The sequence below is a fragment of the Pseudooceanicola sp. NS-SX8 genome (genome assembly GCF_057380755.1).
In genome coordinates, this window is the sequence record NZ_CM170819.1 from 2,958,721 (window position 1) to 2,985,630 (window position 26,910).

Sequence of the window (26,910 nt, forward strand, 5' to 3'; positions counted from 1 at the left end):
GCCGGATGCATCCGCCGGTCCCCGCGCAGCAGACATTTTCCCAACGGCTGGAAGGGCAGCCCCTCTTCCTGGTGCTCTTCGCGCTGCTCTCCGTCTCGATGCTGGTGCCTGCGGGCCTCGCGCTTGGCATGGAAGATTTCGCCACCGCGCGGGCCTTCTTCTATACCGCCATCCTGGGCACCGCCGTGGCGGTCATGATCGGGCTGGCCCGCGGCAGCCGCCGGGAAGAGGCGACGGGCCGCGCCGATCTCTTCGCCCTGCTCTCGCTCTTCGCGGCCTTCCTCTGCCTGCCCGTACTGCTGGCCGTGCCCTTTGCCGAAAGCCTGCCCAACACTCGTTTCATCAACGCCTACGTCGAAATGGTCTCCTCCTTCACGACCACCGGGATGACCTTCTTCGATGATCCCCGCAGGCTCTCGGCCCCGCTGCACCTGTGGCGCGCCCAGGTCGCCTGGATGGGCGGTTTCCTGATCTGGGTCTCCGCCGCCGCCGTCATGGCGCCCTTGTCGCTGGGCGGGTTCGAGATCACTGCCGCGGGCCGCGAAGAAGGCGAAAGCCGCATGGCCCGGTTCCAGCGCGCGGGCGTCATCCGCCGGGTGATCCGGGGCGCCATGCAGCTGGGCCCGATCTACGTCGGCCTGACCGCCGCGCTCTGCGTGCTGCTGCTGATCGCCGGCGACGACCCGCTGGTTGCCGTGATCCACGCCATGTCGACGCTCTGCACCTCCGGCATCTCCCCCGTGGGCGGCCCGGCCGAAGGCGGCTCCGGCGTCTGGGGGGAGGTCATCATTTCCGCCTTCCTCCTGATCGCCCTGTCCCGCGTCGCCTTTTCCTCCGACACAGTGACCGAACGGATCCGCCTGCACCGCGACCCCGAATTCCGCCTCGGCATCTCCATCGTCATCGTGGTGCCGCTGCTGCTCTTCCTGCGCCACTGGATCGCCTCCTTCGACGTCGGCTCGGGCGAGGATTTGGGCCTGGGCTTCGGCGCGCTCTGGGGGGCGATCTTCACCGTGCTCTCCTTCCTCACCACCACCGGCTGGGAAAGCATGCACTGGCAGACCGCACAGGCCTGGTCGGGGCTGGCCACGCCGGGCATGGTCCTGATGGGGCTGGCCATGGTGGGCGGCGGCGTGGCCACCACCGCGGGCGGCGTCAAGCTGCTGCGCGTCTACACGCTCTACCTCCAGGGCCGGAGGGAGCTCGACCGGCTGGTCCATCCCTCCTCCGTTTCCGGCACCGGCATCGCCGGGCGCCGCATCCGCCGCCACGGCGCCTTCCAGGCCTGGGTCTTCTTCATGCTCTTCGCGATCTGCCTGGCCGCCAGCATGGCGATCCTCTCGGCCCTGGGCATCGATTTCGAAAGCGCCACGGTGCTGTCGGTCGCGGCCCTGGCCAATGCCGGACAGCTCACCGTGCATGGCGGCGCCGAACCCGTCGCCCTGCTCGATCTCTCCTCCACGGCCAAGATGACGCTCTGCGCCTTCATGATCCTCGGCCGGTTGGAGCTGCTGGCGATCATCGCCCTGTTCAACCCGGACCTGTGGCGCGACTGATGCACACCTGCGTCAGCGCATGCCAATCGAAGATCGGGGCTGGAATCTTTCCAGTCTCCTCTCCATACTCGGGCCCGCAAGAGCCGCGCACGGCGATAAAAAACGACTATAAAGGCGTAACAAGATGGCTTCCGATAGACAGAACCTCCAGGACGCATTCCTGAACCACGTTCGGAAAACCAAGGTTCCCGTCACTATTTTCTTGATTAATGGTGTCAAACTCCAGGGCGTGATCACCTGGTTCGACAACTTCTGCGTGCTGCTGCGCCGGGATGGACAGGCACAGTTGGTTTACAAGCACGCGATCTCCACGATCATGCCGTCGCAACCGATCTCCCTTTACGAAGGCGACGGCGACAATTGATCGGACATGAAACGGCGCTCACCCGCGCCTTCGTGATCCACCCCGAGTTCAAGGGGGAAGAGGCGCGCCACGCGCCTCGCTACGCATTGGCGGAGGCGGTCAGCCTTGCCCATGCGCTCCCCGGGCTCGAGGTGGTTGGCGATCAGCTGGTGCGCATTGCCACGCCGCAGCCGAAAACCCTCTTCGGCTCCGGCAAGGTCGAGGAACTGAAACAGGTCCTCAAGGAGGCCGAGGTCGAGCTTTTGCTGATCGACGGCCCCGTCAGCCCGAAACAGCAACGCAACCTGGAAAAGGCCTGGGACGTGAAGATCCTGGACCGGACCGGGCTGATCCTGGAAATCTTCTCCGACCGCGCCCGCACCCGTGAAGGCGTGCTGCAGGTGGAACTGGCCGCCCTCGGCTACCAGCGGACGCGCCTGGTGCGCGCCTGGACCCACCTTGAACGGCAGCGCGGCGGGCTCGGCTTCGTCGGCGGCCCCGGCGAAACCCAGATCGAGGCCGACCGCCGCGCCATCGACGACCAGATGGTCCGCCTGCGCAAGCAGCTGGAAAAGGTGGTGAAAACCCGGGAGCTGCACCGCGCCTCCCGTGCCAAGGTGCCCTTCCCGATCGTCGCACTGGTGGGCTACACCAACGCCGGGAAATCCACGCTCTTCAACCGGCTCACCGGGGCGGAAGTGCTGGCCAAGGACATGCTCTTTGCCACGCTCGACCCGACCATGCGCCGGGTAAAGCTGGAAACCGGGGCAGAGGTGATCCTGTCGGACACCGTGGGCTTCATCTCGGACCTGCCGACCCAGCTGGTCGCGGCCTTCCGCGCCACCCTAGAAGAGGTGCTGGAAGCGGATCTCGTGCTGCATGTGCGCGACATCTCGCATCCCGAAACCCGGGAACAGAAGGCCGATGTCGAAGACATCCTGGCCGATCTCGGCCTGTCCGAAGACGTGCCGGTGCTGGAAGTCTGGAACAAGATCGACCTCCTGCCGGAGGGAGAGGCGGACCGCCTCATGACCTCCGCCGTGCGGGATGAAACGATCCTGCCGATTTCCGCGATCACCGGTGCCGGCCTGACGGAGCTTCTGGCCGAAATCACCCGCGCGCTGGATACCGAACGGGTGAGAGAGACGATCACCCTGCCCTTCACCGATGGCAAGCGCCGCGCCTGGGCCTTCAAGGAAGGCATCGTCCAGGCAGAACGCCAGACGGAGGAAGGTTTCGAACTCGACCTCCTCTGGACTGCGCGGCAGGCGGAACGTTTCCGCGCGCTCTGACAGAGTACTGCGATTGGGGGCAGTCCGTCAGGGCTGCCCCGATCAACCGCCAGCTCCCGCCGCAGGCGATCACTTCCCCCGCCGCAGGCAATTACTTCGCAGCGCTTTCCGCCTTCTTCTCCCACCGCCCGGATTCCTCGGACCAGTAGACGGCCGCGCAGCCCGCGCCGGTCAGCGCCTTCCATTGCCCTCGGGCATGGGACAGCGCTGGTTCGTCATGGCCATCGAACAGGATGCAGGCCCGTTTCAGCCCGTCCAGCTCCCCCGGATCGACCGCCGCGCCATCAATGGACATCAGGCAATCGGGCGCATTGGCGGCCTGGCCCAGGGTCAGCAGCACGGGTTGCAGCTCCGGATGGGGGTTCTTGTCCTGTCCGTGCGGCAGGAAGCTTTCCTCCGGGCCCAGCCACAGCTTCTGATCCAGCCAGTCCAGCCGCTCCGCATCCTGCCCGCGCACCGCAACCTTCCATCCCGCCGCCAGCGCGCGCGGCAGCAGGGCCTGCAACGCGCCGTCGACCGAGGATCGGGTCAGGTGGTAGAAATAGACCTCTCCCAAGGGATCAGTCCTTCGTCTCGTAGCCGTCGGCGATCAGCCGGTTCAGCGCCAGCACGCCCCAGCCGGTGGCACCGCCCGGCGCCAGGGCCGTGCCGCCTTTGGTGAAGGCCGTGCCCGCGATGTCGAGGTGGATCCAGGGCGTCTCCGGCTTGACGAAATGCTGCAGGAACTGCGCCGCGGTGATCGACCCGGCAGGCCGGCCGCCGGTGTTCTTGATGTCACCCACCCGCGCCTTGATCAGGTCATCGTAGCCCTGCCCCAGCGGCATCCGCCAGGCGCCTTCGCCCTCGGTCTTCGCGGCCTTCAGGAAGGCCTCGCAGAAACCGTCCTCGTTGGAATAGACCCCGGTGTTTTCATGGCCAAGCGCGACGATGATCGCCCCGGTCAGCGTCGCCAGGTCCACCATGCCCGCCGGGCTGAACCGCTCTTGCGCGTACCAAAGGACATCGGCCAGCACCAGGCGCCCTTCGGCATCGGTGTTCAGCACCTCGATCTTCTTGCCGTTCATCGCTGTCAGCACGTCGCCCGGACGATAGGCATCGCCGCCCGGCATGTTTTCGACCAGGCCGACAAGGCCAACCACATTGGCCTGGGCCTTGCGCAGCGCCAGCGCCTTCATCGTGCCCGCCACGGTCCCCGCGCCGCCCATGTCCATGGTCATCTCCTCCATGCCTGGCCCAGGCTTCAGGCTGATGCCGCCGGTGTCGAAGACGACCCCCTTGCCCACCAGCGCCAGCGGAGCCGCCTCCGCCTCGCCCCCCTTCCACTGCATGACCACGACCTTGGACGGCGACGAAGACGCCCGCCCCACGGCCAGCAGCGCGCCCATGCCCAGCTCTTCCAGCTGCGCCTCTTCCAGGACCTCGACCTCGACGCCGAGATCGCTCAGCCCCTGCAGCTCTGCCGCGAAGGTCTCCGTCGTCAGCACGTTGGCCGGCGCATTCACCAGGTCACGGGTGAAGAAGACCCCCGCCACCAGCGCATCCAGCGCCAGCGCATCGACCTCGGGCGCGGGGCTCATCACCGTCACATCGCCCTTCTCGCCTGCCTTGACGCTCTTGTGCGCATCGTAGTCATAGGCCCGCAGCTTCAGGCCAAGCGCCAGCTCCGCCGGCGCCTTCAGCCCCGCGGTCAGCACCAGCATCCCGCCCTTGCCCAGGAGTTTGCCCAGCTTCGCGCCGGTCTTGCGCGCCAGTTCCGCCCCGGGCTTCTTGGGCAGCACCACCACGTCCAGCGCCTCTGCCGCCAGCCCCGCCGGAAAGGCGAGGGAGATCACCTCACCCGGCTTCCGCCCGGCCCAGCTCTCCGCCTCGATCATCCGCGCCAGCGCCCCCCGGGTCAGCTTGTTCAGCCGCCGCGCCGGCGCCGACAGGCGGCCATCGGGCTCCACCACCAGGGCCACCCGGCCGGTCTGGCCTGCCAGGGCATCAAGATCGGGGTCGCAAAAACGCAGGGAAACGGGATCGGTCAAGAGCATCATCCTTGTCAGCTTCGCCCTGCGGCACGCGCGTGGCGGCCCGGGCGGATGGGGGCGCCCGCCTGCCCGCCCGGCCGTCAACGGACCCGTCCCGGTCCGGACGCCGCCGGAGGGTCCGGGGCCTTTGATGGGCGACGCTAACCCGCCACGCCGCCTTTGACCAGATTGCAGTTTTCCCTGCCCGTCAAACCCGCTAATGTCGGCCAGCGACCTGCCGGGGGGCGGGGCGCAGGCTGCTGTTTTGACTCATGAACCAAGGTCCTCCCGGGGGGTGCGCGTGGCGCGATTCGACAGATACATCCTGTCGCAACTGATGATGCTCTTCGGATTTTTCGCACTGGTGCTGGTGGCGATCTACTGGATCAACTCGGCGGTGCGGCTCTTCGATCAGCTCATCGCGGACGGACAATCGGCCTGGGTCTTCCTGGAATACACCGCGCTGACCCTGCCCAACGTGATCCGCATCACCCTGCCGATGGCAGCCTTTGCCGGGGCGGTCTACGTCACCAACCGGCTCAGCTCCGATTCCGAACTGGTGGTCATGCAGGCCACCGGCTTCTCTCCCTGGCGCCTGGCCCGGCCCGCCGTCTGGTTCGGCCTGATCTCCGCCGCCATGCTCATGGTGCTGACCCAGATCCTCGTGCCGCTCTCCCACGGCGAAATCGTCCGGCGGAATCAGGAAATCTCGCGCAATGTGACAGCGCGCATGCTGACCGAAGGCACCTTCCTGCACCCGGCCGGCAACATCACCTTCTACATCCGGCAGATCGACCCCGACGGCACGCTCCACGACATCTTCCTGTCGGACCGGCGCGACCCGCAAGAGGTGCAGACCTATACCGCCGCCCGGGCCTACCTGATCAACGCCGCAGAAAGCGCCGATGCGGCCCCGGAACCGAAACTGGTGATGATCGACGGGCTGGCGCAGACGCTGGATACCGCGACGAACCGGCTTTACACCACGCATTTCAAGGACTTCGCCTATGACGTCGGCGCGCTGATCGACGTGTCCGGCAAGGTCGTTCTGGGCCCGCGTGACCTGCCGATCTGGGATCTGCTTTCCGATCCGGTGGGCGTGGCCGAACGCACCGGCAGCACCCCGGGCCGCGTGGTCCAGGAAGCGCACGGGCGCATCACCCAGCCGCTGCTGTGCATCGTCGCGGCGCTGATCGGCTTTGCCGCGCTGCAGGTCGGCGGCTTCTCCCGCTTCGGCGTCTGGAAGCAGATCATCTTCGCCATCGTGCTGCTGGTGGTCGTCAAGGTTGTCGAAGGGGTCGTGGTGGATGCGACGCGGGTCGACAGGGCGCTCTGGCCCCTGCTCTACCTGCCCTTCCTGACAGGTGTCGGTCTGGCGGGCCTTCTGCTGGCCTGGGCGGCCATGCCCCGGCGCATCCGCCGTGGCCCCGTGGCGGAGATCGCCCGATGATCCTAGACCTCTACTTCGCCCGCCGCTTCGCCCGCAGCTTCCTCATGATCCTCGGGATCTTCTTCCTGCTCACGGCCATGATCGACATGGTCGAACAGATGCGCGAAATGTCGGGCTACGATGTCGGGCTGACCCAGGTGCTGGGGCTGGTCCTGCTCAACGTGCCTGCGGGTCTTTATGAAATCCTGCCGCTGATCATGATCCTGTGCACCGTGGCGCTCTTCATCGCGCTGGCGCGGTCGTCGGAACTGGTGGTCAGCCGGGCGGTCGGCCGGTCCGGGCTGCGCGCCCTGATGGCGCCGCTGGTGGTTGCCTTCCTCATCGGCGTCCTGTCGGTGGCCATGATCAACCCCATCGTCGCCTCCACCTCCAAGCGATACGACGACGTGGCCGAACACTACCGCTCCGGCGGGGCGGCCACGCTCTCCGTCTCCGCCGAAGGGCTCTGGCTGCGCCAGGGCGGCGCCGAAGGCCAGACGGTGATCCGGGCGGCCCGCGCCAATGCCCAGGCGACCGAGCTCTACGAGGTCACCATGATCTCCTACGCGCCCGCCGGCCCGAACGAAGGCGACGGCGGCCCCCTGCGCCGGATAGAGGCCGACCGCGCCCGCCTCGTCGATGGCGCGTGGGAGCTTGACGGGGTTAAGATCTGGCCCCTGACGCGCGGCAACAACCCGGAGGCCGGCGCGGAAACCCATGATCACTACTCGATCCCCTCGACCCTGACCGAAGAGGGCATCCGCGACAGTTTCGGGGATCCTTCGGCGATCCCGATCTGGGAACTGCCTGCCTATATCAAACAGCTCGAAAATGCCGGCTTTTCTGCCCGGCGTCATGCCGTCTGGTTCAACATGGAACTGGCGCGCCCGCTGTTCCTGATCGCCATGGTTATGGTCTCTGCCGCCTTCACCATGCGCCATGCCCGCTTCGGCAAGACCGGCCAGTCGGTCCTGATGGCGATCCTGCTGGGCTTTGCCCTCTACTACGTACGTAACTTCGCCCAGGTGCTTGGGGAAAACGGGCAGATCCCCGTCCTCATGGCTGCCTGGTCCCCGCCCGTGGCCGCGGTCCTGCTCGCCACCGGGCTGCTGCTGCAAATGGAGGACGGATAATGCCCGCCGCTCCCGCCCTCACCCGTACCTTCCTCGCCCGTGCGCGCCGCGCCACGGCCCTGGCCGCGCTCATAGGCCTGGTGCCCAGCCTCGGCGCGGCGGCCGATCCGGCCATGCTGATTGCCGACAGCGTCGCCCTGGACGGCCAGGACCGCATCATTGCCGCAGGCCACGTCGAAGCCTTCCAGGACGGCGCCCGCCTGACCGCCTCGCGGATCATCTACGACCAGTCCACCGGCGAGCTGATGATCGAAGGGCCGATCCGCCTGACCGAAGACGACGGCGCCACGGTGATCATCGCCGACAGCGCCGAACTGGACGAGGATCTGCGCAACGGCCTGCTCACCGGTGCCCGCATGATGCTGTCCTCCCAGGTACAGCTTGCCGCCGCACAGCTCGCCCGCAGCGAGGGCCGCTATAACGAGCTCTACAAGGCCACCGTTTCGTCCTGCAAGGTCTGCAAACCCGGCGAAACGCCGCTCTGGCAGATCCGCGCGACCCGCGTCACCCACGACGTCGAAGAAGGCCAGCTCTACTTCGACAATGCCCGGTTCGAGGTGAAGGGCATCCCGGTCATGTACCTGCCGCACCTGCGGATGCCCGATCCCAGCCAGGACCGCGCCTCCGGCTTCCTGATCCCCACGCTCAGCCGCAACTCGGAACTGGGGACCGGGCTGAAGCTGCCCTATTTCTGGGCCATCGACCCCAGCCGCGACCTGCGCGTCACCCCCTACCTGTCGCAGAACACCCGCACCGTCGAACTGCGCTACCGCCAGATCTTCCGCAACGGCAATGTCACCGTCACCGGCGCCGTGTCCAGCGACGACCTGCTGCCGGGCCAGACCCGGGGCTATGTCGATGCCTCCGGCCGGTTCAACCTGCCCCGCGACATGGTCCTGACCTTCGACCTCGAAGCGGTCACCGACGACGGCTACCTCAACGACTACGACTATTCCGACAAGGACCGCCTCGACAGCCGCATCGCCGTCGAACGGGCCCGCCGCGACGAATGGCTCAGCCTCTCGCTCACCAATTACTACTCCCTGCGCGATGACGAGGATAACGCGACCCTGCCCTCCATCATCGGTGACGCCACCTACGAAAAGCGCTATTTCCCCTCCACCCTGGGCGGCGAACTGCGCCTGGGGACCGAGCTGCACAATCACTACCGCTCCTCCGACAGCGATACCGACGGCAGCGACGCGGACGACATCACCGATGGCCGCGACGTCACCCGCCTGACCGCGACCGCGGACTGGCGCCGCTGGTACACCCTGCCCGCGGGCATCCGTGCGGAAGTGATGGCAGGCCTCGCCGCCGATGCCTTCTATACCGCCCAGGACGCCGACCTGCCCGAAAGCCAGGCCGGCCTCACCCCCATGACCGCCGTCACCCTGCGCTGGCCGCTGTCGCGCGTGACCTCCACCGGCGCCACCCAGGTGCTGGAACCCGTGGGCCAGATCGCCTGGTCCGGCGGGCACAACCTCAACGTCGCCAACGACGAAAGCACCCGGCTCGAATTCGACGAAGGCAACCTGCTGGGCCTCACCCGGTTCAGTGCCCCCGACCGCCGCGAACGCGGCTGGCGCGGTGCCTACGGCGTCTCCTGGGCCCATTTCGATCCCTCCGGCTGGGATGGCCGGCTGGTCCTTGGCCAGATCGTGCAACAGAACCCCTCCGACGACTTCACCAAGAGCTCGGGCCTCTCCGGCACCTTCTCGGACATCCTGGTGGCGGGGCAGATCGTGGGGCCGGACGGCTGGTCTCTCGCCGCGCGCGGCCTCTTCGGCGAAGACCTCGATCCCGGCAAGGCCGAGGCACAGGCCGCCTGGCAGAACGCCCGCGCAGGCATCACCGCCTCCTACGTCTGGCTGGATGCGGATGCGGAGGAAGACCGGCCCAACGTCATCTCCGAATGGGTGCTGGCGGGCGACTACCGCTGGAGCGATACCTGGCTCACCTCCGCCAACATGCGCTACGACGTGGCCGATGACCGCCTGGCCGAAGCGGGCCTGGGCGTCACATGGTCGAACGAATGCGTCGACGTGGCCTTCGCCGTGTCCAAGAGCTTCGCCTCCTCCACCGTGCTCACCCCCTCCACCGACTTCAGCTTCACCATCGAACTGCGCGGCTTCTCCGCCACCTCCGGCGGCACCACCTCGGTCAAGTCCTGCTCGTGACCCATACGGTCATGACGGATACGGGCCCAACCGATATTGAGACGGCAGCGATGCGCCCGGGCGGCCAGAAGCCGCGGCAGCGCACAGGAAGCGATTGAGGCGCGGGCACAAAAGGATATAGATAGGGGCAGGACCGGACGGCCGCCGACAGGCGCGCGACCCGGCCCCGGCAGATAGCCCGGTCAGGGCAGAAAGAGACGCAGGCAGACATGATCCGATCCGTTCCGACCCGACAGCCGCTCCTCAAGGCGCTTTCCCGTGGCCGCAGCCTGGCCCTTGCCGCCCTCGCGGGTCTTTCCCTGGTCGCGACCTCCGGCCCCGATGCCCGGGCGCAGACCTTCGGCCCGGCGATCCGCGTCAACGACAAGGTCATCACCCAGTACGAGATCGACCAGCGCGCGCGGATGCTCACCATCTTCAACGCGCCCGGCGACACGACCGAACTGGCCCGAGAACAGCTGATCGAGGATCGCCTGAAGGAAGGCGCCGCCGACAGCTTCGACATCAAGGCCTCTCCGGCCGATGTCGATGCCGGCATGAGCGACTTTGCCTCCCGCGCGAACCTCGACAAGGACACCTTCGTTCAGCAGCTGGCCGGTGCGGGCGTCGCCGAACAGACCTTCCGCGATTTCGTCGCCGCCAACGTGATCTGGCGCCAGGTCGTGCGCGGCCTCTTCGCAGGCAAGGTCAACATCACCGAAGAAGAGGTTGATCGCGCCATTGCCAGCCAGGGCCAGCAGGGCGCGCTGCAGGTGCTGATTTCCGAAATCTTCATTCCGACGGCGGGCGATCCGCAGGCGGCCCTGAACCTGGCCAGCCAGCTGGCGCAGCTGACCTCCATCGACGCCTTCGCCTCTGCCGCGCGGGACTACTCCGCCGCGCCCAGCCGCGATGCCGGGGGCCGCGTGAACTGGATGAACGTCTCCAACCTGCCGCCCGCGCTGCAATCCACCATCCTCGGCCTTCAGCCCGGCCAGGTGACCCAGCCGATCGAAGTGAACGGCGCCTACGCCATCTTCCAGCTGCGCGCGGTGCGTGAAACCGGCGGCGCCCGTCAGGGCTACTCCGCCATCGACTACGCCCAGTACTTCATTCCCGGCGGCCGCTCCGCCGACGCTCTGGCAACCGCCGCCAAGATCGAAGCGGGCCTTGACCGTTGCGACGATCTTTACGCCGTGGCCAAGGGTCAGCCCGAAGAGGTTCTGCAACGCCAGTCGCAAGCGCCCTCCGAAATCCCGCAGGACATCGCCATCGAGCTGGCCAAGCTCGACGACAACGAGGTTTCGACCGCACTCACCCGCAACGATGGCCAGACGCTGATGCTGCTGATGCTCTGCGGTCGCACGCCCGCCGGTGCCCCGGACGCGGCAGAGGTGGATCGCGCCGCCGTTCTGCAGCAGCTGCAGAACCGTCGCCTCGCCTCCTACTCCGATGGCTACCTGGCCCAGCTGCGCTCCGAAGCGCGCATCGTCGAGTAAGATGGCGGCCATCGACGGGCTCCCGCCGCTTCGGGATGTCATCACGACCCATGGTCTCGCGGCCAAGAAGTCGCTGGGCCAGAACTTCCTGCTGGACCTGAACCTGACCGCCAAGATCGCCCGCCAGGCGGGCGACATGACCGGCTGCGACGTGCTGGAGGTCGGCCCCGGCCCCGGCGGCCTGACCCGTGGCCTGCTGGCCGAAGGCGCCCGCAAGGTCCTGGCGATCGAGAAGGACAGCCGCTGCCTGCCTGCCCTGGCAGAGATCGCGGCCCATTACCCCGGCCGCCTGCAGGTGATCGAGGGCGACGCGCTGGAAGTCGATCCCCTGGCGCATCTGACGCCCCCGATCCGCGTGGCGGCCAACCTGCCCTACAACGTCGGCACCGAACTCCTGGTGCGCTGGCTGACGCCGCCCGAATGGCCGCCCTTCTGGGAAAGCCTGACCCTGATGTTCCAGCGCGAGGTCGCCGAACGCATCGTGGCGCAGCCCGGGTCCAAGGCCTATGGCCGCCTGGCCCTGCTGGCCTCCTGGCGGGCAGAGGCGCGCATCGCCATCTCCCTGCCGCCCGAAGCCTTCACGCCCCCGCCCAAGGTCTCCTCGGCGGTGGTGCACCTGACGGCCCTGCCCGAACCACGCTACCCGGCCGATCCCAAGGTCCTGGAACGTGTCGTCGCCCGCGCCTTCAACCAGCGCCGCAAGATGCTGCGCGCCGCGCTGAAGGGCCTGGCGCCCGACCTCGAAGACCGGCTGCTCGCCTCCGGCATCCAGCCGACCGACCGCGCAGAGACCGTGGGCCTCGAACAGTTCTGCGCCCTGGCCCGCAACATCGTGGCCGGCTGAAGACAGCCGATCACCGAAACGACAAAGGGCGGCCCCGCGGGACCGCCCTTTTCAATTTCCAGACTGCAGCGGGATCACTCCACCGCTTCTGCCGGCCCGTCGCCCGCAGGCGCTTCGCTTGCCGCGGCCGCCTTGCTGCGGCTGGCCCGCTTGCGCGGCGCCGGCTTGTCGGCGGAATTCTCCGGCGTTTCGACCAGCATGGAGCTGTCATCGTCCGACGACATGTCGATCACATCGTCCGCATCGCTCTTGGCGGCACGCGACCTGCTGGCCTTCGGCGCCACCGTGTCATCGCCCGACGCTGCCTTCTTGGACCGCGTGCGCGTGGACTTCGGCTTCTCCGCAGGGGCGCTGCTGGCCTCTTCCGCGGCTTTCGCGGCCTTCTCGGCGGCGGCACCGGACCGGGACGACCGCGCGCGTGCGCCGGATTTGCCCTCCGATTTGCCCTCCGATTTGCCTTCGGACTTCTCGCCCTTGGCCTCCTCGGGGGCGGCCTTGGCCTCCACCTCGGTCACGGCCTCGGCAGGCTTGTCGCTCCGCGCGTTGCGGTGATCCTGCTTCGCCTCGTTGCGATCGCCGCGGTTGTCGTCACCGTTGCTCTCGCGCTCCTGGCGCTGCGCCCGCTCCCGGTCCCGTTCGGACTGGCGCTGGCGGTTTTCCTGTTCCTGCTGCTCGCGGCGCTGATCCTGCTCCTTCTGGGCTTCGCCCAGCATGCGCAGGTAATGTTCGGCGTGCTGCTGGAAGTTTTCCGTGGCCACCCGATCACCGGCCAGCTGCGCATCGCGTGCAAGCTGATTGTACTTGTCGATGATCTGCTGCGGCGTGCCCCGCACCTTTCCCTCGGGACCCGAGGAATCGAAAACGCGGTTGACGATATTGCCGACGGAACGGTTACGCGACTTGTTGCGCGAACGGGATTTCGAAGATCTCATAAGGTCAGCTGTCCAGCCTTGTTCTTTCTAAGGGACCGCTCATCTCTCGCGGCGCGTCTTGCGTCGGATCCATGCGAGCGGCTTATCTCTGGCTTGGCACCCGGGGGACGCTGTCAAACGGCGCGTCCGCAACCCGGATAGATCCGACTAACCATGTCGGACTGATTAAGACAAGGGAGAAGTGATAGTTTTACGCAGATTCTGCGATTTTACCGGGCGTAAGTGGCGCCCGGGCCTTCACGACCCTGTCCCTGCCATCAAGATCGGTCCGAATGCCGACATCTTCAAGACCCGCCTCGCGGAAAAGTGCCGCAACGGCAGATCCCTGCCGCCAGCCGATCTCCACCGCGATGCGACCGCCGGGGGTCAGATGCGCCAGCGCCCCGGCCGCGATCACCCTGTAGGCATCCAGCCCGTCGCCCCCGGGGCTCAACGCCATGCCCGGCTCCCGCAGGACCTCGGGCGAAAGCTCCGCCATCTCCGCCTCGGTGATATAGGGCGGGTTCGACACGATCAGGTCGAACCGCCCCTCGACCGCGCCGAACCAGTCGGATCGAAGCAGCCGCGCCCGGGTGGTCAGGCCCAGGGTCTCCCGGTTGGCCTCCGCCACGGCCAGGGCGGCGGCCGACAGGTCACAGCCCACGCCGGTCGCATCTGGACGCTCGGTCAGCAGGCTCAGCAGGATGCAGCCGGACCCGGTGCCAAGGTCCAGAACCCGCTCGAAAGGCACTGAGAGCCCCTCCGCCACCAGTTCCTCCGTCTCTGGCCGGGGATCCAGCACATCGGCGGTAACATGGAAATCCTGGCCCCAGAACATCCGTGTGCCGGTGATATGGCTGACAGGTTCGCGCGCGGCGCGGCGGGCGATCACCGCGGCATAGGCCCCGGCCTGGGGGCCGAGGTCCGCCGGCATGTCGATGGACAGCCGCTCCGGCGCCAGGCCCAGCACATGGGCCAGAAGGCGGCGCGCATCCCGTGCAGGGTCATCCACCCCCGCCTCCGCCAGGCGGCCCACGGCCGCGGCAAGCGCCTGGCGCGTATCGGTCAGGGTCTCATTCGGGGTCCCATTCTGGCCGCTCATGCGCCCTCCTCCGCCAGCAGCTTCGCCTGGTGATCGGCGATCAGCGCGTCGATCACCTCGTCCAGGTCGCCCTGCATCACCTGGTCCAGCTTGTAGAGCGTCAGGTTGATCCGGTGATCCGTCATGCGCCCCTGCGGAAAGTTGTAGGTCCGGATCCGCTCGCTGCGGTCGCCGCTGCCGACCTGCGCCTTGCGGTCGGCGGCGCGTTCGTCGGAGGCCCGCTGGCGTTCCAGGTCAAACAGCCGGTTGCGCAGCACCTGCATCGCGATGGCGCGGTTCTGGTGCTGCGATTTCTCGGAAGAGGTCACCACGATCCCGGTGGGCAGGTGGGTGATCCGCACCGCGCTGTCGGTGGTGTTCACGTGCTGGCCACCCGCACCGCTGGCGCGCATGGTGTCGATCCGCAGGTCGTTGGCGGAAATTTCCACGTCGACCTCCTCCGCCTCGGGCAGCACGGCCACCGTCGCGGCAGAGGTATGGATCCGCCCGCCGCTTTCCGTCGCCGGCACCCGCTGCACCCGGTGCACGCCGCTTTCGAACTTCAGCCGGGCAAAGACGCCCTCGCCCTTCACCGCGGCGGTCACTTCCTTGATCCCGCCCAGCTCGGTCTCGGCCATCTCGACCACCTCGAACTTCCAGCCGCGCGCCTCGGCATAGCGCTGGTACATCCGCAGCAGGTCGCCCGCGAAAAGCGCCGCCTCGTCGCCGCCGGTGCCCGGACGGATCTCGATCATCGCGGGGCGGGCGTCGGCGGCGTCCTTGGGCAGCAGCGCCAGCTGCAGCTCATGTTCCAGCTCCGGCAGGCGGGCTTTCAGTGCAGGCAGCTCTTCTTCGGCAAGGGCGCGCATCTCGGGATCGGCCAGCATCGCCTCGGCCTCCTCCATGTCGCGGCGCAGCGCCTCGTAGGCGCGCACCGCTTCAACCACCGGCTTCAGCTCGGCGTATTCGCGCGCCAGCGCGGCGAAGTCACCGCCGCCCTCGGCCATCCGGGCCTCGATGAATTCAAATCGCCCTGTGATGCGGGCCAGCCTGTCTTCTGAAATCATGGGGCGAAGCTGTTGCCGATCCCCGTCATCGGGTCAAGAGGCCAGAGCTTTCGCGCCCCCGAACACCGCCCCCTCAAAGCCCCACCCGGGGCCCTGATCCGGCGCCGTCCGGGGCGCTTGCGCTTGCCGCCCACAGCCCGCCCAAGCGTCGCCCGGGCCCCTTTATTTTCTGTTTCAAGTATCCGGAACGGCGTTTTCCCGGCCCACCGTACGGCGGGTTAATCCCGGCCCCTCCGGCGGTCCTGCACCGTCGCGATACCGACGTAATACCGACGTGATACCGACGTTGCATTTCGGGCCCCAAACCCTTGTTAACCCGTCAGAACCGCCCCGATTCGCCTCCGTTTCGCCGCAGTGCAGTACCGACGTTCGACACGATGCCGTAGGGCGGGGTTAACCCCGCCCTCCCGGCGCCGCTCAGCGCCGCGTCCAGCACCAGAGCGCAATGATCTCCATCGCCACATGGGCGCCGGCAATCGCCGTGGCGCCAGTGGTGTCGAAGGGCGGAGAGACCTCCACGATATCGCCACCCTGCAGGTTGACCCCGGCGATATTTCTAAGGATCGCAGCGGCTTGGCCCGAAGACAGCCCGCCCCAGACCGGCGTGCCCGTGCCCGGTGCAAAGGCCGGGTCAAGGCAGTCGATATCGAAACTCAGGTAGGCCGGGAAGTCACCCACGATCTCCTTCACCCGGGCGGCAACGGCCTTCGGCCCGATCTCATGCACCTCCGGCGCGTCGATGATGTTCATGCCGAAATCGCCATCCTCGTTGACGGTCCGGATGCCGATCTGCACCGACCGTGCCGGGTCGATCAGCCCCAACTTGATCGCCTTGTAGAACATCGTCCCATGGTCGATCCGCCCCATGTCGTCATCACGCCAGGTGTCGCTGTGCGCATCGAAATGGATCAGCGACATCGGCCCGAACTTCTCGACGTAAGCCTTTAGAATGGGGAAGGAAATGTAGTGATCCCCGCCCAGGGTCACCGACCCCGCGCCCTGGTTCAGGATGCCCCGGATATGGTTGGTCAGCGTCTCGGGAAACTCCGCCACCTTGGCATAATCGAAGGCCAGATCGCCGTAATCGGCCACGGCAAATTCGCCCAGCGGATCAAAGCCCCAGCCATAGGGCGGATCATAGGGCTGCAGGGTGGAGGCCTCCCGTATCGCCCGTGGTCCCAGCCGCGTGCCGGTCCGGTTCGTCACCGCCTGGTCAAACGGCACCCCCGTCACCGCCAGGTCGAACCCCGCCAGGTCCTTGGTATAGCGCCGCCGCAGGAAGCTGGTGGCACCGCCAAAGGCGTTCTCATAGCTCAGCCCCCGGTCGGCGGCCCGGGTAAAGGCCTGATCGACCTGCGTTTTCGCATCTTCCAGCGCCATGTCACGCCTCCTTCAGCGGCAATGCGGTTTCCGCCACCCGGGCAAAGAAGCTTGCACCGATGGGGGAAATCTCGTCGTTGAAATCAAACTTCGGATGGTGAACCGGCGCGGTGTTGCCCTGCCCCAGGAACAGGTAGGCGCCGGGCCGCTCGTTCAGCATGAAGGAGAAATCCTCGGCCCCCATCTCCTTCTGGTCATTGAAGAAAACCTTGGCCTCCCCGGCCACCTCCTTCGCCACGTCAACGGCAAAGGCGGCCTTCCCGGCATCGTTGATGGTCGCCGGATACCAGCGCTCATAAACCAGCTCCGCCTCGACCCCATAGGCCGCGGCCTGGCCTGCCACGATCTCCCTCAGGCGCTTTTCGACCATGTCCTGCACCAGGGGGTCATAGGTCCGCACCGTGCCGTTGATATAGGCCTTCTCGGGCACCACGTTCTCGGCGCTGCCGGTGTGGATCTGCGTGATCGAGACCACCAGATCGGCCAGCGGATCATGGTTGCGCGACAGGATCGTCTGGATCGCGGCATAGATTCCCACGGCGCAGGGGATCGGATCGCGGGTCATATGCGGGTTCGCGGCATGGCCGCCCACCCCGGTGATATGGATGTGGATCGTGTCCACCGCCGCCATCATGGCGCCCGGCGTGGTCTGGAAGGATCCCAGCGGCTGCCCCGGCGCATTGTGCAGGGCATAGACCTCCGAAATGTCGAAACGGTCCATGATGCCCGCTTCCACCATGCGGCCGCCGCCGCCGCCGTCCTCTTCGGCCGGCTGGAAGATCAGCGCGACGCGACCGGCGAAATTCCGTGTCTCCGCAAGGTACTTGGCCGCACCCAGCAGCATGGTCGTATGGCCGTCATGGCCGCAGGCATGCATCGCGCCGGCGCTCTTCGACGCATAGTCGAGGCCCGTCTCCTCCTGCATCGGCAGCGCATCCATGTCGGCGCGCAACCCGATCGTGGGGCCCTCTCCGCGGCCCTCGATGATGGCGACGATCCCGGTCTTGGCGATGCCCTCATGCACCGCCGTGATCCCGAATTCGCGCAGTTTTTCGGCCACGAAGGCCGCGGTTTCGAAACAGTCGAAGCCGATCTCGGGGATCTGGTGCAGGTGCTTTCGCCAGCCTTCCATTTCCTCGGCAAGGCCGGCGATGCGATTGACCACGGGCATGGTCTGGACTCCTTGGATCGCTAGGTTCAGTTTTGCAGAAAATCCCAAACGACGAGGCGCTGCAATGGCCGAAGAGAGCCGTGATCCGATCCATGACGTCGAAGCAGGCCTTCCGCGCCTGCGCCAGATCATGCGCCGCCTGCGCGATCCGCAATCCGGCTGCCCCTGGGATATCGAACAGGACTTCGGCTCAATCGCGCCTTACACGATCGAAGAGGCCTATGAAGTCTCCGACGCGATCGAGCGCGAGGCCTGGGACGAGCTGGAAGGAGAGCTGGGCGACCTGCTGCTTCAGGTGGTCTTCCACGGCCAGATGGCCGAGGAACGCGCGCTTTTCGACTTCGACAGTGTCGCCGAAACGGTGGCGCAGAAAATGATTAACCGTCATCCGCATATCTTCGGGGACGAAAGCCGCGACAAGTCCGCCGCGCAACAGACCGTCGACTGGGAAAAAATCAAGGCCGCCGAACGTGCAGCGAAATCCGAAGTCCGCGTACTGGATGGTGTCGCGCTTGGCCTTCCGGCGCTGATGCGGGCGGTGAAACTGCAAAAACGCGCGGCGCGGGTCGGCTTTGACTGGCCGGAAATCGGTCAGGTCGTCGACAAGATCGCCGAAGAGGCCGCCGAACTGGCAGAGGCGCGCGACACGCTGTCCCAGTCCGAAGTGGTCGAGGAATATGGTGATCTGCTTTTCGTCGTGGCCAATCTTGGCCGACACCTGGGCGTGGATCCCGAAGAGGCATTGCGCGGCGCGAATTCTAAATTCACACGCCGTTTCAATCACGTAGAGGACGAACTTAAGGCAAAAGGCAAGGCGCCGACCGACAGCGACCTGGCAGAGATGGACGCCCTTTGGGACGCGGCCAAGGCCATCGAGAAAGCGGCAAAGTCTTCCGCCAGTTGATCCGCCGCCCGGCCGGCATGAAAGCCCTAGCCTTTTCATCGGACATTGACCCGCAGGTCTCTTCGCCCTCATAACCTCTTCAGAGTTCTTCAGAACGTCCCGGAGGTTCCATGTACGCCCGTTCCCTGACCAGCCTTGCCGCCCTCACCGCCTTCGCGCTGCCCGCCACGGCGGAAGAGGTGAACCTCTACTCCTACCGCCAGCCGGAGCTGATCGCCCCGCTGGTGGAGGCCTTCACCGCTGAAACCGGGATCGAGGTCAACGTGGCCTACCTGGAACAGGGCATGGTCGAACGTCTGAAGGCAGAAGGCATGCGGTCGCCCGCCGATTTGGTCCTGACCGTTGATATCGCGCGTCTTTCCGCCATCGTGGACGCGGGCGTGACCCAACCGGTCAGCGATCCGGTGCTGGAGCAGGCCATCCCCGAAGGCTTCCGGGCCGCTGACGGCAGCTGGTTTGCCCTGACCACCCGCGCCCGGGTGATCTATGCCTCGAAAGAGCGTGTCGCGGATGGCGAAGTCACCACTTACGAGGACCTGGCAAATCCCAAGTGGGAAGGCCGCCTTTGCACCCGTTCCGGCCTGCATGCCTACAACGTCGCCCTGGCCTCCGCCTACCTCTACCACCACGGTGAGGAAGCGACGAAGGAATGGCTCACCGCGCTCAAGGCCAACCTTGCCCGCAAGCCCCAGGGCAACGATACCTCCCAGGTCCGGGCGATCTGGGCCGGGGAATGCGATATCGCGCTCGGCAACACCTACTACATGGGCAAGATGCTCAGCGATCCGGAACAGCGCGACTGGGCCGAAAGCGCCCGCATCGTCTTCCCCCATTTCGAAGATGGCGGGGCGCATGTGAACATCTCCGGCATCGCCATGACGAAGGCCGCGCCCAACAAGGAAAACGCGTTGAAATTCATGGAGTTCCTCGTCTCTCATGAAGCGCAGGAAATCTATGCGGAGAAGAACTTCGAATACCCGATCGTGCCCGGAACCGAACCCTCGGAACTGGTGGCGAGCTGGGGCAGCTTCACTCCGGATGACGTGTCGCTGATCGACCTGGCGCACCTGCGGCCCGAGGCGCTGAAGCTGCTGGAAGAAGTCGACTTCGACGGCTGACCCTTGGTCGGCGGTCGCGCCTCCCGCCGCCCTCCGCCGGCGTCGCAAGTGCATCTTTTCAGCCAGAAAATGGTGCAAGGCGCGCACCGCCCCGGGCAGGCGCGTGCCGAGCATGGACAATTCCCGACCATCCGGTCAGGGTCCGGCGAAAAGTTACCGGAAGGACCCCTCCATGGCGCGCAAGATCATCATCGACACAGACCCCGGGCAGGACGACGCCGTCGCCATCCTGCTGGCCCTGGCCAGCCCGGAAGAGATCGAGGTGCTGGGCATCACCGCCGTTGCCGGAAACGTGCCGCTGCCGCTCACCCAGAAAAACGCCCGCATCGTCTGCGAACTGGCCGACCGGCCGGATGTGAAGGTCTTCGCCGGTTGCGACGCACCGATGCAGCGCAAGCTGCACACGGCCGAACATGTCCACGGCCAGACCGGCCTGAACGGCCCCGTCCTGCCCGACCCCACGATGGCGCTGCAAGAACAGCACGGCGTCGACTTCATCATCGACACCCTGCGCGCCGAACCCGCCGGCAGCGTCACCCTCTGCCCCCTGGGGCCCCTGACCAATATCGCCACGGCTTTCGAAAAGGCCCCCGACATTGTCGAAAAGGTGCAGGAAATCGTCCTCATGGGTGGTGCCTACTTCGAGGTGGGCAATATCACTCCGGCGGCGGAATTCAACATCTGGGTCGATCCGGAAGCCGCTGATATCGTGTTCAAATCTGGTGTTCCCATCGTGGTCATGCCGCTGGATGTCACGCACAAGGTCCTGTGCACCCGGCCGCGGATCGAAGCTTTCCGCGCGCTCGACACCAAGGTCGGCCATGCCGTGGCCGAGATGTGCGATTTCTTCGAACGTTTCGACGTGGAGAAATACGGCTCCGATGGCGGTCCGCTGCACGATCCCTGCGTTACCGCCTACCTGATCAAGCCGGAGCTCTTCTCCGGCCGCCACATTAACGTGGAGATCGAAACGGGGTCCGAACTTACCCTGGGCATGACCGTCGCGGACTGGTGGCGGGTGACAGACCGGCCCGCCAATGCGCTCTTCATCGGGGATGCGGACGCCCAGGGCTTCTTCGACCTGTTGACGGAACGCCTGGCCCGGCTCTGACCGTCCCAGACCGAAGGCCCACCTGCCGGGGCTCTGGCAAAGCGCCCCGGCAGGCCTTACCTTTGGCCCATGACACTGCGCTTCTCCTTCGACAACAGCTTCGCCGCCCTGCCAGAGGGCTTCTTTGTCCGCCAGCAACCGCGGCCGGCCTCCGCCCCCGAATTGCTGGCCTTCAACGCCCCCCTCGCGGCAGAGCTGGGAATGCAGGGCGATCCCTCGCCCCAGGAGCTGGCGCAGGCCTTTTCCGGCAATGATCTGCCCGAAGGCGCAGCGCCACTGGCCCAGGCCTATGCAGGGCACCAGTTCGGCGGCTTCTCTCCTCAGCTGGGCGACGGTCGTGCCCTTCTGCTGGGGGAGGTGATCGACGTCCACGGGCGCCGGCGCGACATCCAGCTGAAAGGGTCCGGGCGCACGCCCTTCTCCCGTGGCGGGGACGGGCTGGCGGCAATCGGCCCCGTCCTGCGCGAATACATCCTGTCGGAGGCGATGGCCGCCCTGGGCGTCCCCACCACGCGCGCGCTGGCAGCGGTGACGACCGGGGACACGGTGATGCGCAACGCCCCCCTTCCGGGCGCGGTCCTGACGCGCGTCGCCAGCTCTCACCTGCGTGTCGGTCATTTCGAATTCTTCGCCGGACGGCGCGATGCGGCCCGAATGAAAACCCTTCTGGATCATGCCATTGCCCGGCACGATCCCCAGGCCGAAAGCCCGCTTGCCTTCCTGCGCGGCGTCATCGCGCGACAGGCGGACCTGGTCGCCCACTGGCTGTCCATCGGTTTCATCCACGGCGTGATGAACACCGACAATACCTCGATTTCCGGCGAGACGATCGACTATGGCCCCTGCGCCTTCATGGATGCCTACCATCCGCAAACCGTCTTCTCCTCCATCGACCGCCAGGGCCGTTACGCCTATGACAACCAACGGCATATCCTGCCCTGGAACATGGCGCAGCTTGCCTCGGCTCTCCTGCTGCTGGAAGAGGACGCCGAAGCAATGGTCGCCCCCTATACCGAAGCGGTTCACGCCATGCCCGGTCTGATCGACAGGGCCACGCTGCAACGCTTCGGCGCCAAGATCGGACTGGCACGCGCGACAGAGGCGGATCGTCCGCTGATCGACGGCCTGCTGACGCTGATGCAGAACGAAGGTTCCGATTTCACCAATAGCTTCAGGGCCCTGTCCGATGATCCTTCCAGAGCGGAGGCGTTCTTTACCGATCGCACAGCCTTTACCGCCTGGCGCCGGGACTGGGAAACGCGGCTGACGGGAGAAGAGGCGCCCCAGGCGCTGATGCAGGCGACAAATCCCGCCGTCATCCCCCGCAATCACCGTGTCGACCAGGCGCTGACGGCGGCGGAGGCGGGCGATCCGGGCCCCTTCCGCAAGCTGACGGAGGTTCTCGCATCTCCCTTCACCCTGGCGGAGGAGGACGCAGCCTTCGCCCGTCCCCCGGCCCCCGGCGAAGAGATCGAAACGACCTTCTGCGGCACCTGATCAGCGGTCGCTGTCGCTACCGGTCTTTTCCTGCCAGTCCTTCAGGCGCTTGAAGAACCGCGGATTGCGGCTGACGAAATCGTGGATGATCCCCGGCAGGCCGCCCTTTTCCTGCCCCTTCAGGTAGAAGAACCCGGCGGAGGCCCCAAGGATCGCCCCCAGGTGGTCAACGATGATATCCCCCATCGTGTCCATCAGGCCCGACTTCTGCATGTTGGTGCCAAAGAGCTGGTCCATGCTGAATTCGAACACCTCCCAGGTGGCGCCGATGGACACGGCAAAGCAGTAGGCGAAGAAGGCGATCGCAATCGGCGGAGCGGCGTAGCGATCCCCCTGGAACATGATGAAGACCAGGATGAAACCGATGATGCCGAAACCTACGGCGGAACCGCCGTGCATCACGACATCCCACCACCAGTACCGGTAATAAAAATCAAAGACTTCTCCCAGAAAGATCGTGCCCCAGACAAAAAGCACAACCGCCGCCATGAAGCTGGGCGGCACACGGATATGGATCCACCTGGCCACGTAGAGGGGGACGACCGACAGCCCCAGCGTGGCAAGGGAAACGAACGCCAGCGACCACCGTCCGGTCACCAGCGCCCCCGCTGCGGAAATCAGCAGGGACAGCCAGATCAGCCGCGTCACGAGTGTCTGTTCTGAAAACATGCTGGAACCCTTGCCACTGCAATGCCATTTGAACTCTATGAAGGCTTCTCCACTCCGGATCGCAACCTACAACCTCCAGAAATGTGTCGGACTGGATCTTCGACGCAACCCCCGGCGGGTCCTGGAGGTGCTGGAAGACACCGGCGCACAGGTTGCGGTGCTGCAGGAGGCAGACAAGCGGCTGCCGCCCCGCCCCGCGGCCCTGCCCCCCGACATGATCCGAGCCGAAGGCTGGGAGGTCGTGCCCTTCGGTCGCGGCGGCTCCCTTGGCTGGCACGGCAATGCGATGCTCCTCCGGCCGGGGATCGGCGTTACCCTGACGGAACGCCTGGACCTGCCGGGGATAGAGCCGCGCGGCGCCATCCTGGCAGAGCTTTCGACCCCGCTCGGCCCCCTGCGCCTGGTGGGGGCGCACCTCGGGCTCGTCGCGCGGTCCCGCCGGCAGCAATGCGCGGCCCTGCGACATGCGCTTGAAGGGCGCGCGCCCATGCCGGTTCTCCTGGCCGGGGACTTCAACGCCTGGGGGACCGGGGCCGACCTGGATGCCGAACTGGGCCCGCTGGACCTCCTGCCCTCGCCGCCCAGCTATCCTGCGCCGCGCCCCATCGGCCCGCTTGATCGCTTTGCCCTTGCCGGGGACCTGCGGGCGGGGCCCGTTCGCGTCCATCTTGATCAACCCGCGCGCATCGCCTCGGACCATTTGCCGCTGCTGGTGGATTTATGCCCCGCGGGGTAATAGCCCTTCCGGACGGGCCATGGTAACGCTGGGGAAACCTCTGATCCTCCCGGACTTTTCCAATGAACATCCTGCAAGTCGCCTCGCTGCTGATCGTCCTGGCCGCGGCCTTTGGCTCGATCAATTATTTCTTCCTCCGACTGCCGTCCTCCATCGGCATACTGCTGGTGGCATTGGTGACCTCCCTCGTGATGCTGCTGATTGACAGCCTGGTGCCTGCCTTCGCCCTGGCCGATCAGCTGAAGTCACTGGTCCTGGGCATCGATTTCTCCGACGCGTTGCTGGAAGGCATGCTGGGGCTGCTGCTCTTCGCCGGCGCCCTGCACGTGAAGGTGTCGGACCTGCGCGCGCAGTGGCCCGTGGTCCTGCTGATGGCAACTCTCGGCGTTGCGATTTCCACCGCCATCGTGGGCTTGGGCTTTTCCTGGCTGACAGGCATGCCGCTTCTGGTGGCGCTGGTCTTCGGGGCGTTGATCTCCCCCACCGATCCGGTGGCGGTGCTGGGCGTGTTGCGTGCGGCCAACCTGCGCAAGAGCCTCGAAACGGTGATCGCCGGCGAAAGCCTGTTCAATGACGGCGTGGGCTACGTCGTCTACCTGATCCTCGTGGGGCTGGCCTTCGGCGTGACGGGCGAACACGCCGCCGCGGGTGACAGCTCCGAAGCGGCCGCCGCCCTGCAGCTTTTCCTGCGCGAAGCGGTCGGTGGGGGCCTGCTCGGCCTCGTGCTGGGCTACCTGACCTTCCGCCTGATGCGCCGGATCGACGACGCCTCCCTCGAAGTCATGATCACCCTGGCCCTGGCATTCGGCGGCTACGAACTTGCCGTGATCCTCGGCGTTTCGGCACCGATCATGGCCGTCTGCGCGGGCCTGCTGATCGGCGACATCGGCGCGCGCCACGGCATGTCGGAAAAGACCCGCGAATATGTCGACACCTTCTGGCATCTCATCGACGAGATCCTGAATGCCGTGCTTTTCCTTCTCATCGGGCTGGAAGTCTTCGCCGTGACCATGGACACCAGCTTCTTCACTGCCGCGGCCCTTGCCATCGTCCTTTCGCTGCTGGCCCGTTTCGGCGCCGTGGCCATCCCGATCCTCATCCTCAAGGTCTTCCGCGACTTCGGTCCGGGGACCGTGCCGATCATGACCTGGGGTGGGCTGAAGGGAGGAATCTCGGTCGCCCTGGCACTGTCGCTGCCCGACAGCGAGTGGAAAAACATGATCCTGATGGCGACCTATTGCGTCGTGATCTTCTCGATCCTCATCCAGGGCCTGACCGTGGGCAAGCTCGCCGCCAAGGTGGGACGAGCGCCCGGCCTGATGTGATGCGCTGGCTGGTCTTCCTCCGTGCCGTGAATGTCGGCGGAACGGGCAAGCTGCCCATGGCTCCGCTGCGACAGGCGCTGGAAGATGCCGGGGCCCGGGATGTCGCCACCTATATCCAAAGCGGCAACATCGCCCTGACCATTGAACGGGAAGACCCTTTGGCGGTTGCCGCCTGGACCTCCGAAAGGATCGAAACAGCCTTCGGCTTCCGCCCGCCTGCCATTGCCCGAACTGCTGCGGACCTGCAGCAGGTGCTGCGCGAACTGCCCTACCCCGAGGCGGACCCGAAACACCTTCACGTTGCCCTCTACCATGGCACAGCGCCCGGCAACCTTCAGGCGCTGGCGCCGGTCTGCACTCAGGGGGAGGAACTGATCCAGGGCAACTCCTGTGTGTACCTGCACGCGCCCAAGGGCCTTGGCCGGTCCAGGGTGCCATCACGGCTCGAAAAGGACCTGGGCCTGCCTGTCACCCTGCGCAATCTGACCAGCCTGCGCCGCACGCTGGCACTCGCCTGAACGCCTGACGCTTCAGGCGGGCTTGCACCAGGCCCGGATCCCGGCGAAAAGGCCCCCGATCAGTCAGGCTGATCAGTGAAGGAGCCCCGGTGACCACCAGACGAGATATCCTGCGCGCCGTGATCTGGATGAGCGGCGCGGTAACGAGCTTTCTCATCATGGCTTTCGCGGGCAAGGCACTCAGCAGCAGCCTGGATACCTTCGAGATCATGACATGGCGATCCCTTACCGGCGTCGCCATCATGCTGGTCGTGATCACCGCGCGACGCAGCTGGGACCAGATCGGCACGCAACGGATGGGCCTGCACATCCTGCGCAACATCGCCCATTTCACCGGCCAGAACCTGTGGTTCTACGCCGTGGCCCTGATCCCGGTCGCCCAGGTCTTCGCACTGGAGTTCACATCGCCTCTCTGGGTCCTGGTCCTCTCCCCGCTGGTCCTGGGAGAACGGCTGACACGGATGCGCGTCCTGGCGGCCCTGCTCGGCTTCGTCGGCATCCTGCTCGTCACCCGCCCCGGAACCCAGAGCCTGAGCCCCGGCGTGATCGCTGCCGCAATCGCCGCCATCGCCTTTGCCATCACCCTCGTCAGCACCAAGCGGCTGACCCGCGACGTGCCCACGCTGTCCATCATCTTCTGGATGACGGTGACGCAGTCGATCTTCGGATTGATCTGCGCCGGCTACGACCTCGACTTCGCCCTGCCCACCTGGCAGACACTGCCGCTTCTGGTCCTGGTCGGCTGCTGTGGGCTTCTGGCACATTTCTGCGTCACCACCGCGCTCAGCTTCGCACCGGCGACCGTGGTGGTCCCGATCGACTTCACCCGCCTTCCCCTCGCGGTCCTCATCGGAACGCTCTTCGCAGGCGAAGCTTTCGACCCCTGGGTTCTCGCGGGCGCCGTCGTGATCTTCGCAGGCAATTTCCTCAACATCAGGGGCGAAACCCGCCCCGCCGTTGCCAGGACACCCGCGGCGCACTGAACGGACGCTCCCCTGCGGGGTTGTTAATCATTGCGGGCCAAATTTGCATTGTCCGAAGCGCGGCGCGGATGTCCCGAATTGTGAAAGCAATCGCAAAATGCGCTGCCGTTGCAATTCACGCGCGTGTCAGGTTTCGCAACCGTTCCCATACGAATGCACATTTCTTTGCGTTCAA

The 26,910-nt window shown here is 66.2% G+C and carries 24 protein-coding genes; 16 read left to right on the forward strand and 8 right to left on the reverse strand.

Going from position 1 to position 26,910, the window contains the following annotated elements; translation table 11 throughout:
• The first annotated feature begins 5 nt into the window (after positions 1-5).
• From AC2IR1_RS13535 to hflX, 3 genes are all read left to right on the forward strand, one after another.
• Positions 6-1,556, forward strand: coding sequence for a TrkH family potassium uptake protein (locus AC2IR1_RS13535; RefSeq protein WP_486472495.1), 1,551 nt, complete (start codon positions 6-8; stop codon positions 1,554-1,556).
• Positions 1,557-1,680: 124 nt separating this feature from the next.
• On the forward strand, positions 1,681-1,920 hold the full coding sequence (gene hfq / locus AC2IR1_RS13540; RefSeq protein WP_085890017.1) for an RNA chaperone Hfq: 240 nt from the start codon (positions 1,681-1,683) through the stop codon (positions 1,918-1,920).
• Complete coding sequence (gene hflX, locus AC2IR1_RS13545) at positions 1,920-3,191, forward strand: GTPase HflX (RefSeq protein ID WP_486476416.1); 1,272 nt, start codon at positions 1,920-1,922, stop codon at positions 3,189-3,191. Before hfq ends, hflX begins: the two co-directional genes overlap by 1 nt.
• A gap of 91 nt (positions 3,192-3,282) precedes the next feature.
• On the opposite strand, the gene AC2IR1_RS13550 is transcribed toward hflX, so the two are convergent.
• Positions 3,283-3,747, reverse strand: coding sequence for a DNA polymerase III subunit chi (locus AC2IR1_RS13550; RefSeq protein ID WP_486472496.1), 465 nt, complete (start codon positions 3,745-3,747; stop codon positions 3,283-3,285).
• Positions 3,748-3,751: 4 nt separating this feature from the next.
• Positions 3,752-5,218 carry a leucyl aminopeptidase gene (locus tag AC2IR1_RS13555; protein ID WP_486472497.1) on the reverse strand — a complete coding sequence of 489 codons (1,467 nt, stop codon included), beginning with the start codon at positions 5,216-5,218 and terminating at the stop codon, positions 3,752-3,754.
• A gap of 283 nt (positions 5,219-5,501) precedes the next feature.
• Between AC2IR1_RS13555 and lptF the strand changes: the two genes are divergently transcribed.
• The 5 genes from lptF to rsmA all read left to right on the forward strand — a co-directional run bounded on the left by lptF (position 5,502) and on the right by rsmA (position 12,264).
• Complete coding sequence (lptF, locus tag AC2IR1_RS13560) at positions 5,502-6,650, forward strand: LPS export ABC transporter permease LptF (protein WP_486472498.1); 1,149 nt, start codon at positions 5,502-5,504, stop codon at positions 6,648-6,650.
• Entirely contained in the window at positions 6,647-7,762 is a 1,116-nt protein-coding gene (lptG, locus tag AC2IR1_RS13565) for an LPS export ABC transporter permease LptG (RefSeq protein ID WP_486472499.1), read from the forward strand. The genes lptF and lptG overlap by 4 nt, the downstream gene beginning before the upstream one ends.
• Complete coding sequence (locus AC2IR1_RS13570; protein WP_486472500.1) at positions 7,762-9,942, forward strand: LPS-assembly protein LptD; 2,181 nt, start codon at positions 7,762-7,764, stop codon at positions 9,940-9,942. The genes lptG and AC2IR1_RS13570 overlap by 1 nt, the downstream gene beginning before the upstream one ends.
• A 209-nt stretch (positions 9,943-10,151) precedes the next feature.
• Complete coding sequence (locus AC2IR1_RS13575; protein ID WP_486472501.1) at positions 10,152-11,420, forward strand: peptidylprolyl isomerase; 1,269 nt, start codon at positions 10,152-10,154, stop codon at positions 11,418-11,420.
• A gap of 1 nt (position 11,421) precedes the next feature.
• The gene (gene rsmA / locus AC2IR1_RS13580; protein ID WP_486472502.1) at positions 11,422-12,264 is read left to right on the forward strand and encodes a 16S rRNA (adenine(1518)-N(6)/adenine(1519)-N(6))-dimethyltransferase RsmA; all 843 of its coding nucleotides are present in this window, start codon (positions 11,422-11,424) and stop codon (positions 12,262-12,264) included.
• A gap of 74 nt (positions 12,265-12,338) precedes the next feature.
• Here rsmA and AC2IR1_RS13585 read toward each other — a convergent pair whose 3' ends face one another.
• From AC2IR1_RS13585 to AC2IR1_RS13605, 5 genes are all read right to left on the reverse strand, one after another.
• The gene (locus AC2IR1_RS13585; protein ID WP_486472503.1) at positions 12,339-13,196 is read right to left on the reverse strand and encodes a DUF4167 domain-containing protein; all 858 of its coding nucleotides are present in this window, start codon (positions 13,194-13,196) and stop codon (positions 12,339-12,341) included.
• Between the two features lie 190 nt (positions 13,197-13,386).
• Positions 13,387-14,277, reverse strand: a complete 891-nt coding sequence (gene prmC / locus AC2IR1_RS13590) for a peptide chain release factor N(5)-glutamine methyltransferase (RefSeq protein ID WP_486472504.1) — start codon at positions 14,275-14,277, stop codon at positions 13,387-13,389.
• Complete coding sequence (gene prfA, locus AC2IR1_RS13595; RefSeq protein ID WP_486472505.1) at positions 14,274-15,323, reverse strand: peptide chain release factor 1; 1,050 nt, start codon at positions 15,321-15,323, stop codon at positions 14,274-14,276. The genes prmC and prfA overlap by 4 nt, the downstream gene beginning before the upstream one ends.
• Before the next feature lie 417 nt (positions 15,324-15,740).
• Entirely contained in the window at positions 15,741-16,703 is a 963-nt protein-coding gene (speB, locus tag AC2IR1_RS13600; RefSeq protein ID WP_486472506.1) for an agmatinase, read from the reverse strand.
• Between the two features lies 1 nt (position 16,704).
• On the reverse strand, positions 16,705-17,874 hold the full coding sequence (locus tag AC2IR1_RS13605) for a M20 aminoacylase family protein (RefSeq protein WP_486472507.1): 1,170 nt from the start codon (positions 17,872-17,874) through the stop codon (positions 16,705-16,707).
• A 64-nt stretch (positions 17,875-17,938) separates the two neighbouring features.
• Between AC2IR1_RS13605 and mazG the strand changes: the two genes are divergently transcribed.
• The 4 genes from mazG (at position 17,939) to AC2IR1_RS13625 (ending at position 22,504) form a co-directional block, all read left to right on the forward strand.
• Complete coding sequence (gene mazG / locus AC2IR1_RS13610) at positions 17,939-18,778, forward strand: nucleoside triphosphate pyrophosphohydrolase (protein WP_486472508.1); 840 nt, start codon at positions 17,939-17,941, stop codon at positions 18,776-18,778.
• A gap of 110 nt (positions 18,779-18,888) precedes the next feature.
• Positions 18,889-19,896 carry a Fe(3+) ABC transporter substrate-binding protein gene (locus AC2IR1_RS13615; protein ID WP_486472509.1) on the forward strand — a complete coding sequence of 336 codons (1,008 nt, stop codon included), beginning with the start codon at positions 18,889-18,891 and terminating at the stop codon, positions 19,894-19,896.
• A 172-nt stretch (positions 19,897-20,068) separates the two neighbouring features.
• Positions 20,069-21,007 carry a nucleoside hydrolase gene (locus AC2IR1_RS13620; protein ID WP_486472510.1) on the forward strand — a complete coding sequence of 313 codons (939 nt, stop codon included), beginning with the start codon at positions 20,069-20,071 and terminating at the stop codon, positions 21,005-21,007.
• A gap of 69 nt (positions 21,008-21,076) precedes the next feature.
• Complete coding sequence (locus AC2IR1_RS13625) at positions 21,077-22,504, forward strand: protein adenylyltransferase SelO (protein ID WP_486472511.1); 1,428 nt, start codon at positions 21,077-21,079, stop codon at positions 22,502-22,504.
• Here AC2IR1_RS13625 and AC2IR1_RS13630 read toward each other — a convergent pair whose 3' ends face one another.
• Positions 22,505-23,173 carry a DUF2238 domain-containing protein gene (locus AC2IR1_RS13630; RefSeq protein WP_486472512.1) on the reverse strand — a complete coding sequence of 223 codons (669 nt, stop codon included), beginning with the start codon at positions 23,171-23,173 and terminating at the stop codon, positions 22,505-22,507. It lies immediately after the preceding gene.
• Positions 23,174-23,210: 37 nt separating this feature from the next.
• Between AC2IR1_RS13630 and AC2IR1_RS13635 the strand changes: the two genes are divergently transcribed.
• From AC2IR1_RS13635 to AC2IR1_RS13650, 4 genes are all read left to right on the forward strand, one after another.
• Positions 23,211-23,909 (forward strand): endonuclease/exonuclease/phosphatase family protein, encoded by a 699-nt coding sequence (locus AC2IR1_RS13635; protein WP_486472513.1) that lies wholly within the window; start codon positions 23,211-23,213, stop codon positions 23,907-23,909.
• A 62-nt stretch (positions 23,910-23,971) separates the two neighbouring features.
• On the forward strand, positions 23,972-25,234 hold the full coding sequence (locus AC2IR1_RS13640; protein ID WP_486472514.1) for a cation:proton antiporter: 1,263 nt from the start codon (positions 23,972-23,974) through the stop codon (positions 25,232-25,234).
• The gene (locus tag AC2IR1_RS13645) at positions 25,234-25,752 is read left to right on the forward strand and encodes a DUF1697 domain-containing protein (RefSeq protein WP_486472515.1); all 519 of its coding nucleotides are present in this window, start codon (positions 25,234-25,236) and stop codon (positions 25,750-25,752) included. Before AC2IR1_RS13640 ends, AC2IR1_RS13645 begins: the two co-directional genes overlap by 1 nt.
• A gap of 89 nt (positions 25,753-25,841) precedes the next feature.
• The gene (locus tag AC2IR1_RS13650) at positions 25,842-26,735 is read left to right on the forward strand and encodes a DMT family transporter (protein ID WP_486472516.1); all 894 of its coding nucleotides are present in this window, start codon (positions 25,842-25,844) and stop codon (positions 26,733-26,735) included.
• The last annotated feature ends 175 nt before the right edge of the window (positions 26,736-26,910 follow it).

Coding starts and splice junctions, on each gene's coding strand:
- AC2IR1_RS13535 (WP_486472495.1), top strand. CDS start 6: ATGCATCCGCCGGTCCCCGCGCAGCAGACATTTTCCCAACGGCTGGAA.
- hfq (WP_085890017.1), top strand. CDS start 1,681: ATGGCTTCCGATAGACAGAACCTCCAGGACGCATTCCTGAACCACGTT.
- lptG (WP_486472499.1), top strand. CDS start 6,647: ATGATCCTAGACCTCTACTTCGCCCGCCGCTTCGCCCGCAGCTTCCTC.
- AC2IR1_RS13570 (WP_486472500.1), top strand. CDS start 7,762: ATGCCCGCCGCTCCCGCCCTCACCCGTACCTTCCTCGCCCGTGCGCGC.
- AC2IR1_RS13575 (WP_486472501.1), top strand. CDS start 10,152: ATGATCCGATCCGTTCCGACCCGACAGCCGCTCCTCAAGGCGCTTTCC.
- rsmA (WP_486472502.1), top strand. CDS start 11,422: ATGGCGGCCATCGACGGGCTCCCGCCGCTTCGGGATGTCATCACGACC.
- AC2IR1_RS13585 (WP_486472503.1), bottom strand. CDS start 13,196: ATGAGATCTTCGAAATCCCGTTCGCGCAACAAGTCGCGTAACCGTTCC.
- prmC (WP_486472504.1), bottom strand. CDS start 14,277: ATGAGCGGCCAGAATGGGACCCCGAATGAGACCCTGACCGATACGCGC.
- prfA (WP_486472505.1), bottom strand. CDS start 15,323: ATGATTTCAGAAGACAGGCTGGCCCGCATCACAGGGCGATTTGAATTC.
- speB (WP_486472506.1), bottom strand. CDS start 16,703: ATGGCGCTGGAAGATGCGAAAACGCAGGTCGATCAGGCCTTTACCCGG.
- AC2IR1_RS13605 (WP_486472507.1), bottom strand. CDS start 17,874: ATGCCCGTGGTCAATCGCATCGCCGGCCTTGCCGAGGAAATGGAAGGC.
- mazG (WP_486472508.1), top strand. CDS start 17,939: ATGGCCGAAGAGAGCCGTGATCCGATCCATGACGTCGAAGCAGGCCTT.
- AC2IR1_RS13615 (WP_486472509.1), top strand. CDS start 18,889: ATGTACGCCCGTTCCCTGACCAGCCTTGCCGCCCTCACCGCCTTCGCG.
- AC2IR1_RS13620 (WP_486472510.1), top strand. CDS start 20,069: ATGGCGCGCAAGATCATCATCGACACAGACCCCGGGCAGGACGACGCC.
- AC2IR1_RS13625 (WP_486472511.1), top strand. CDS start 21,077: ATGACACTGCGCTTCTCCTTCGACAACAGCTTCGCCGCCCTGCCAGAG.
- AC2IR1_RS13630 (WP_486472512.1), bottom strand. CDS start 23,173: ATGTTTTCAGAACAGACACTCGTGACGCGGCTGATCTGGCTGTCCCTG.
- AC2IR1_RS13635 (WP_486472513.1), top strand. CDS start 23,211: ATGAAGGCTTCTCCACTCCGGATCGCAACCTACAACCTCCAGAAATGT.
- AC2IR1_RS13640 (WP_486472514.1), top strand. CDS start 23,972: ATGAACATCCTGCAAGTCGCCTCGCTGCTGATCGTCCTGGCCGCGGCC.
- AC2IR1_RS13645 (WP_486472515.1), top strand. CDS start 25,234: ATGCGCTGGCTGGTCTTCCTCCGTGCCGTGAATGTCGGCGGAACGGGC.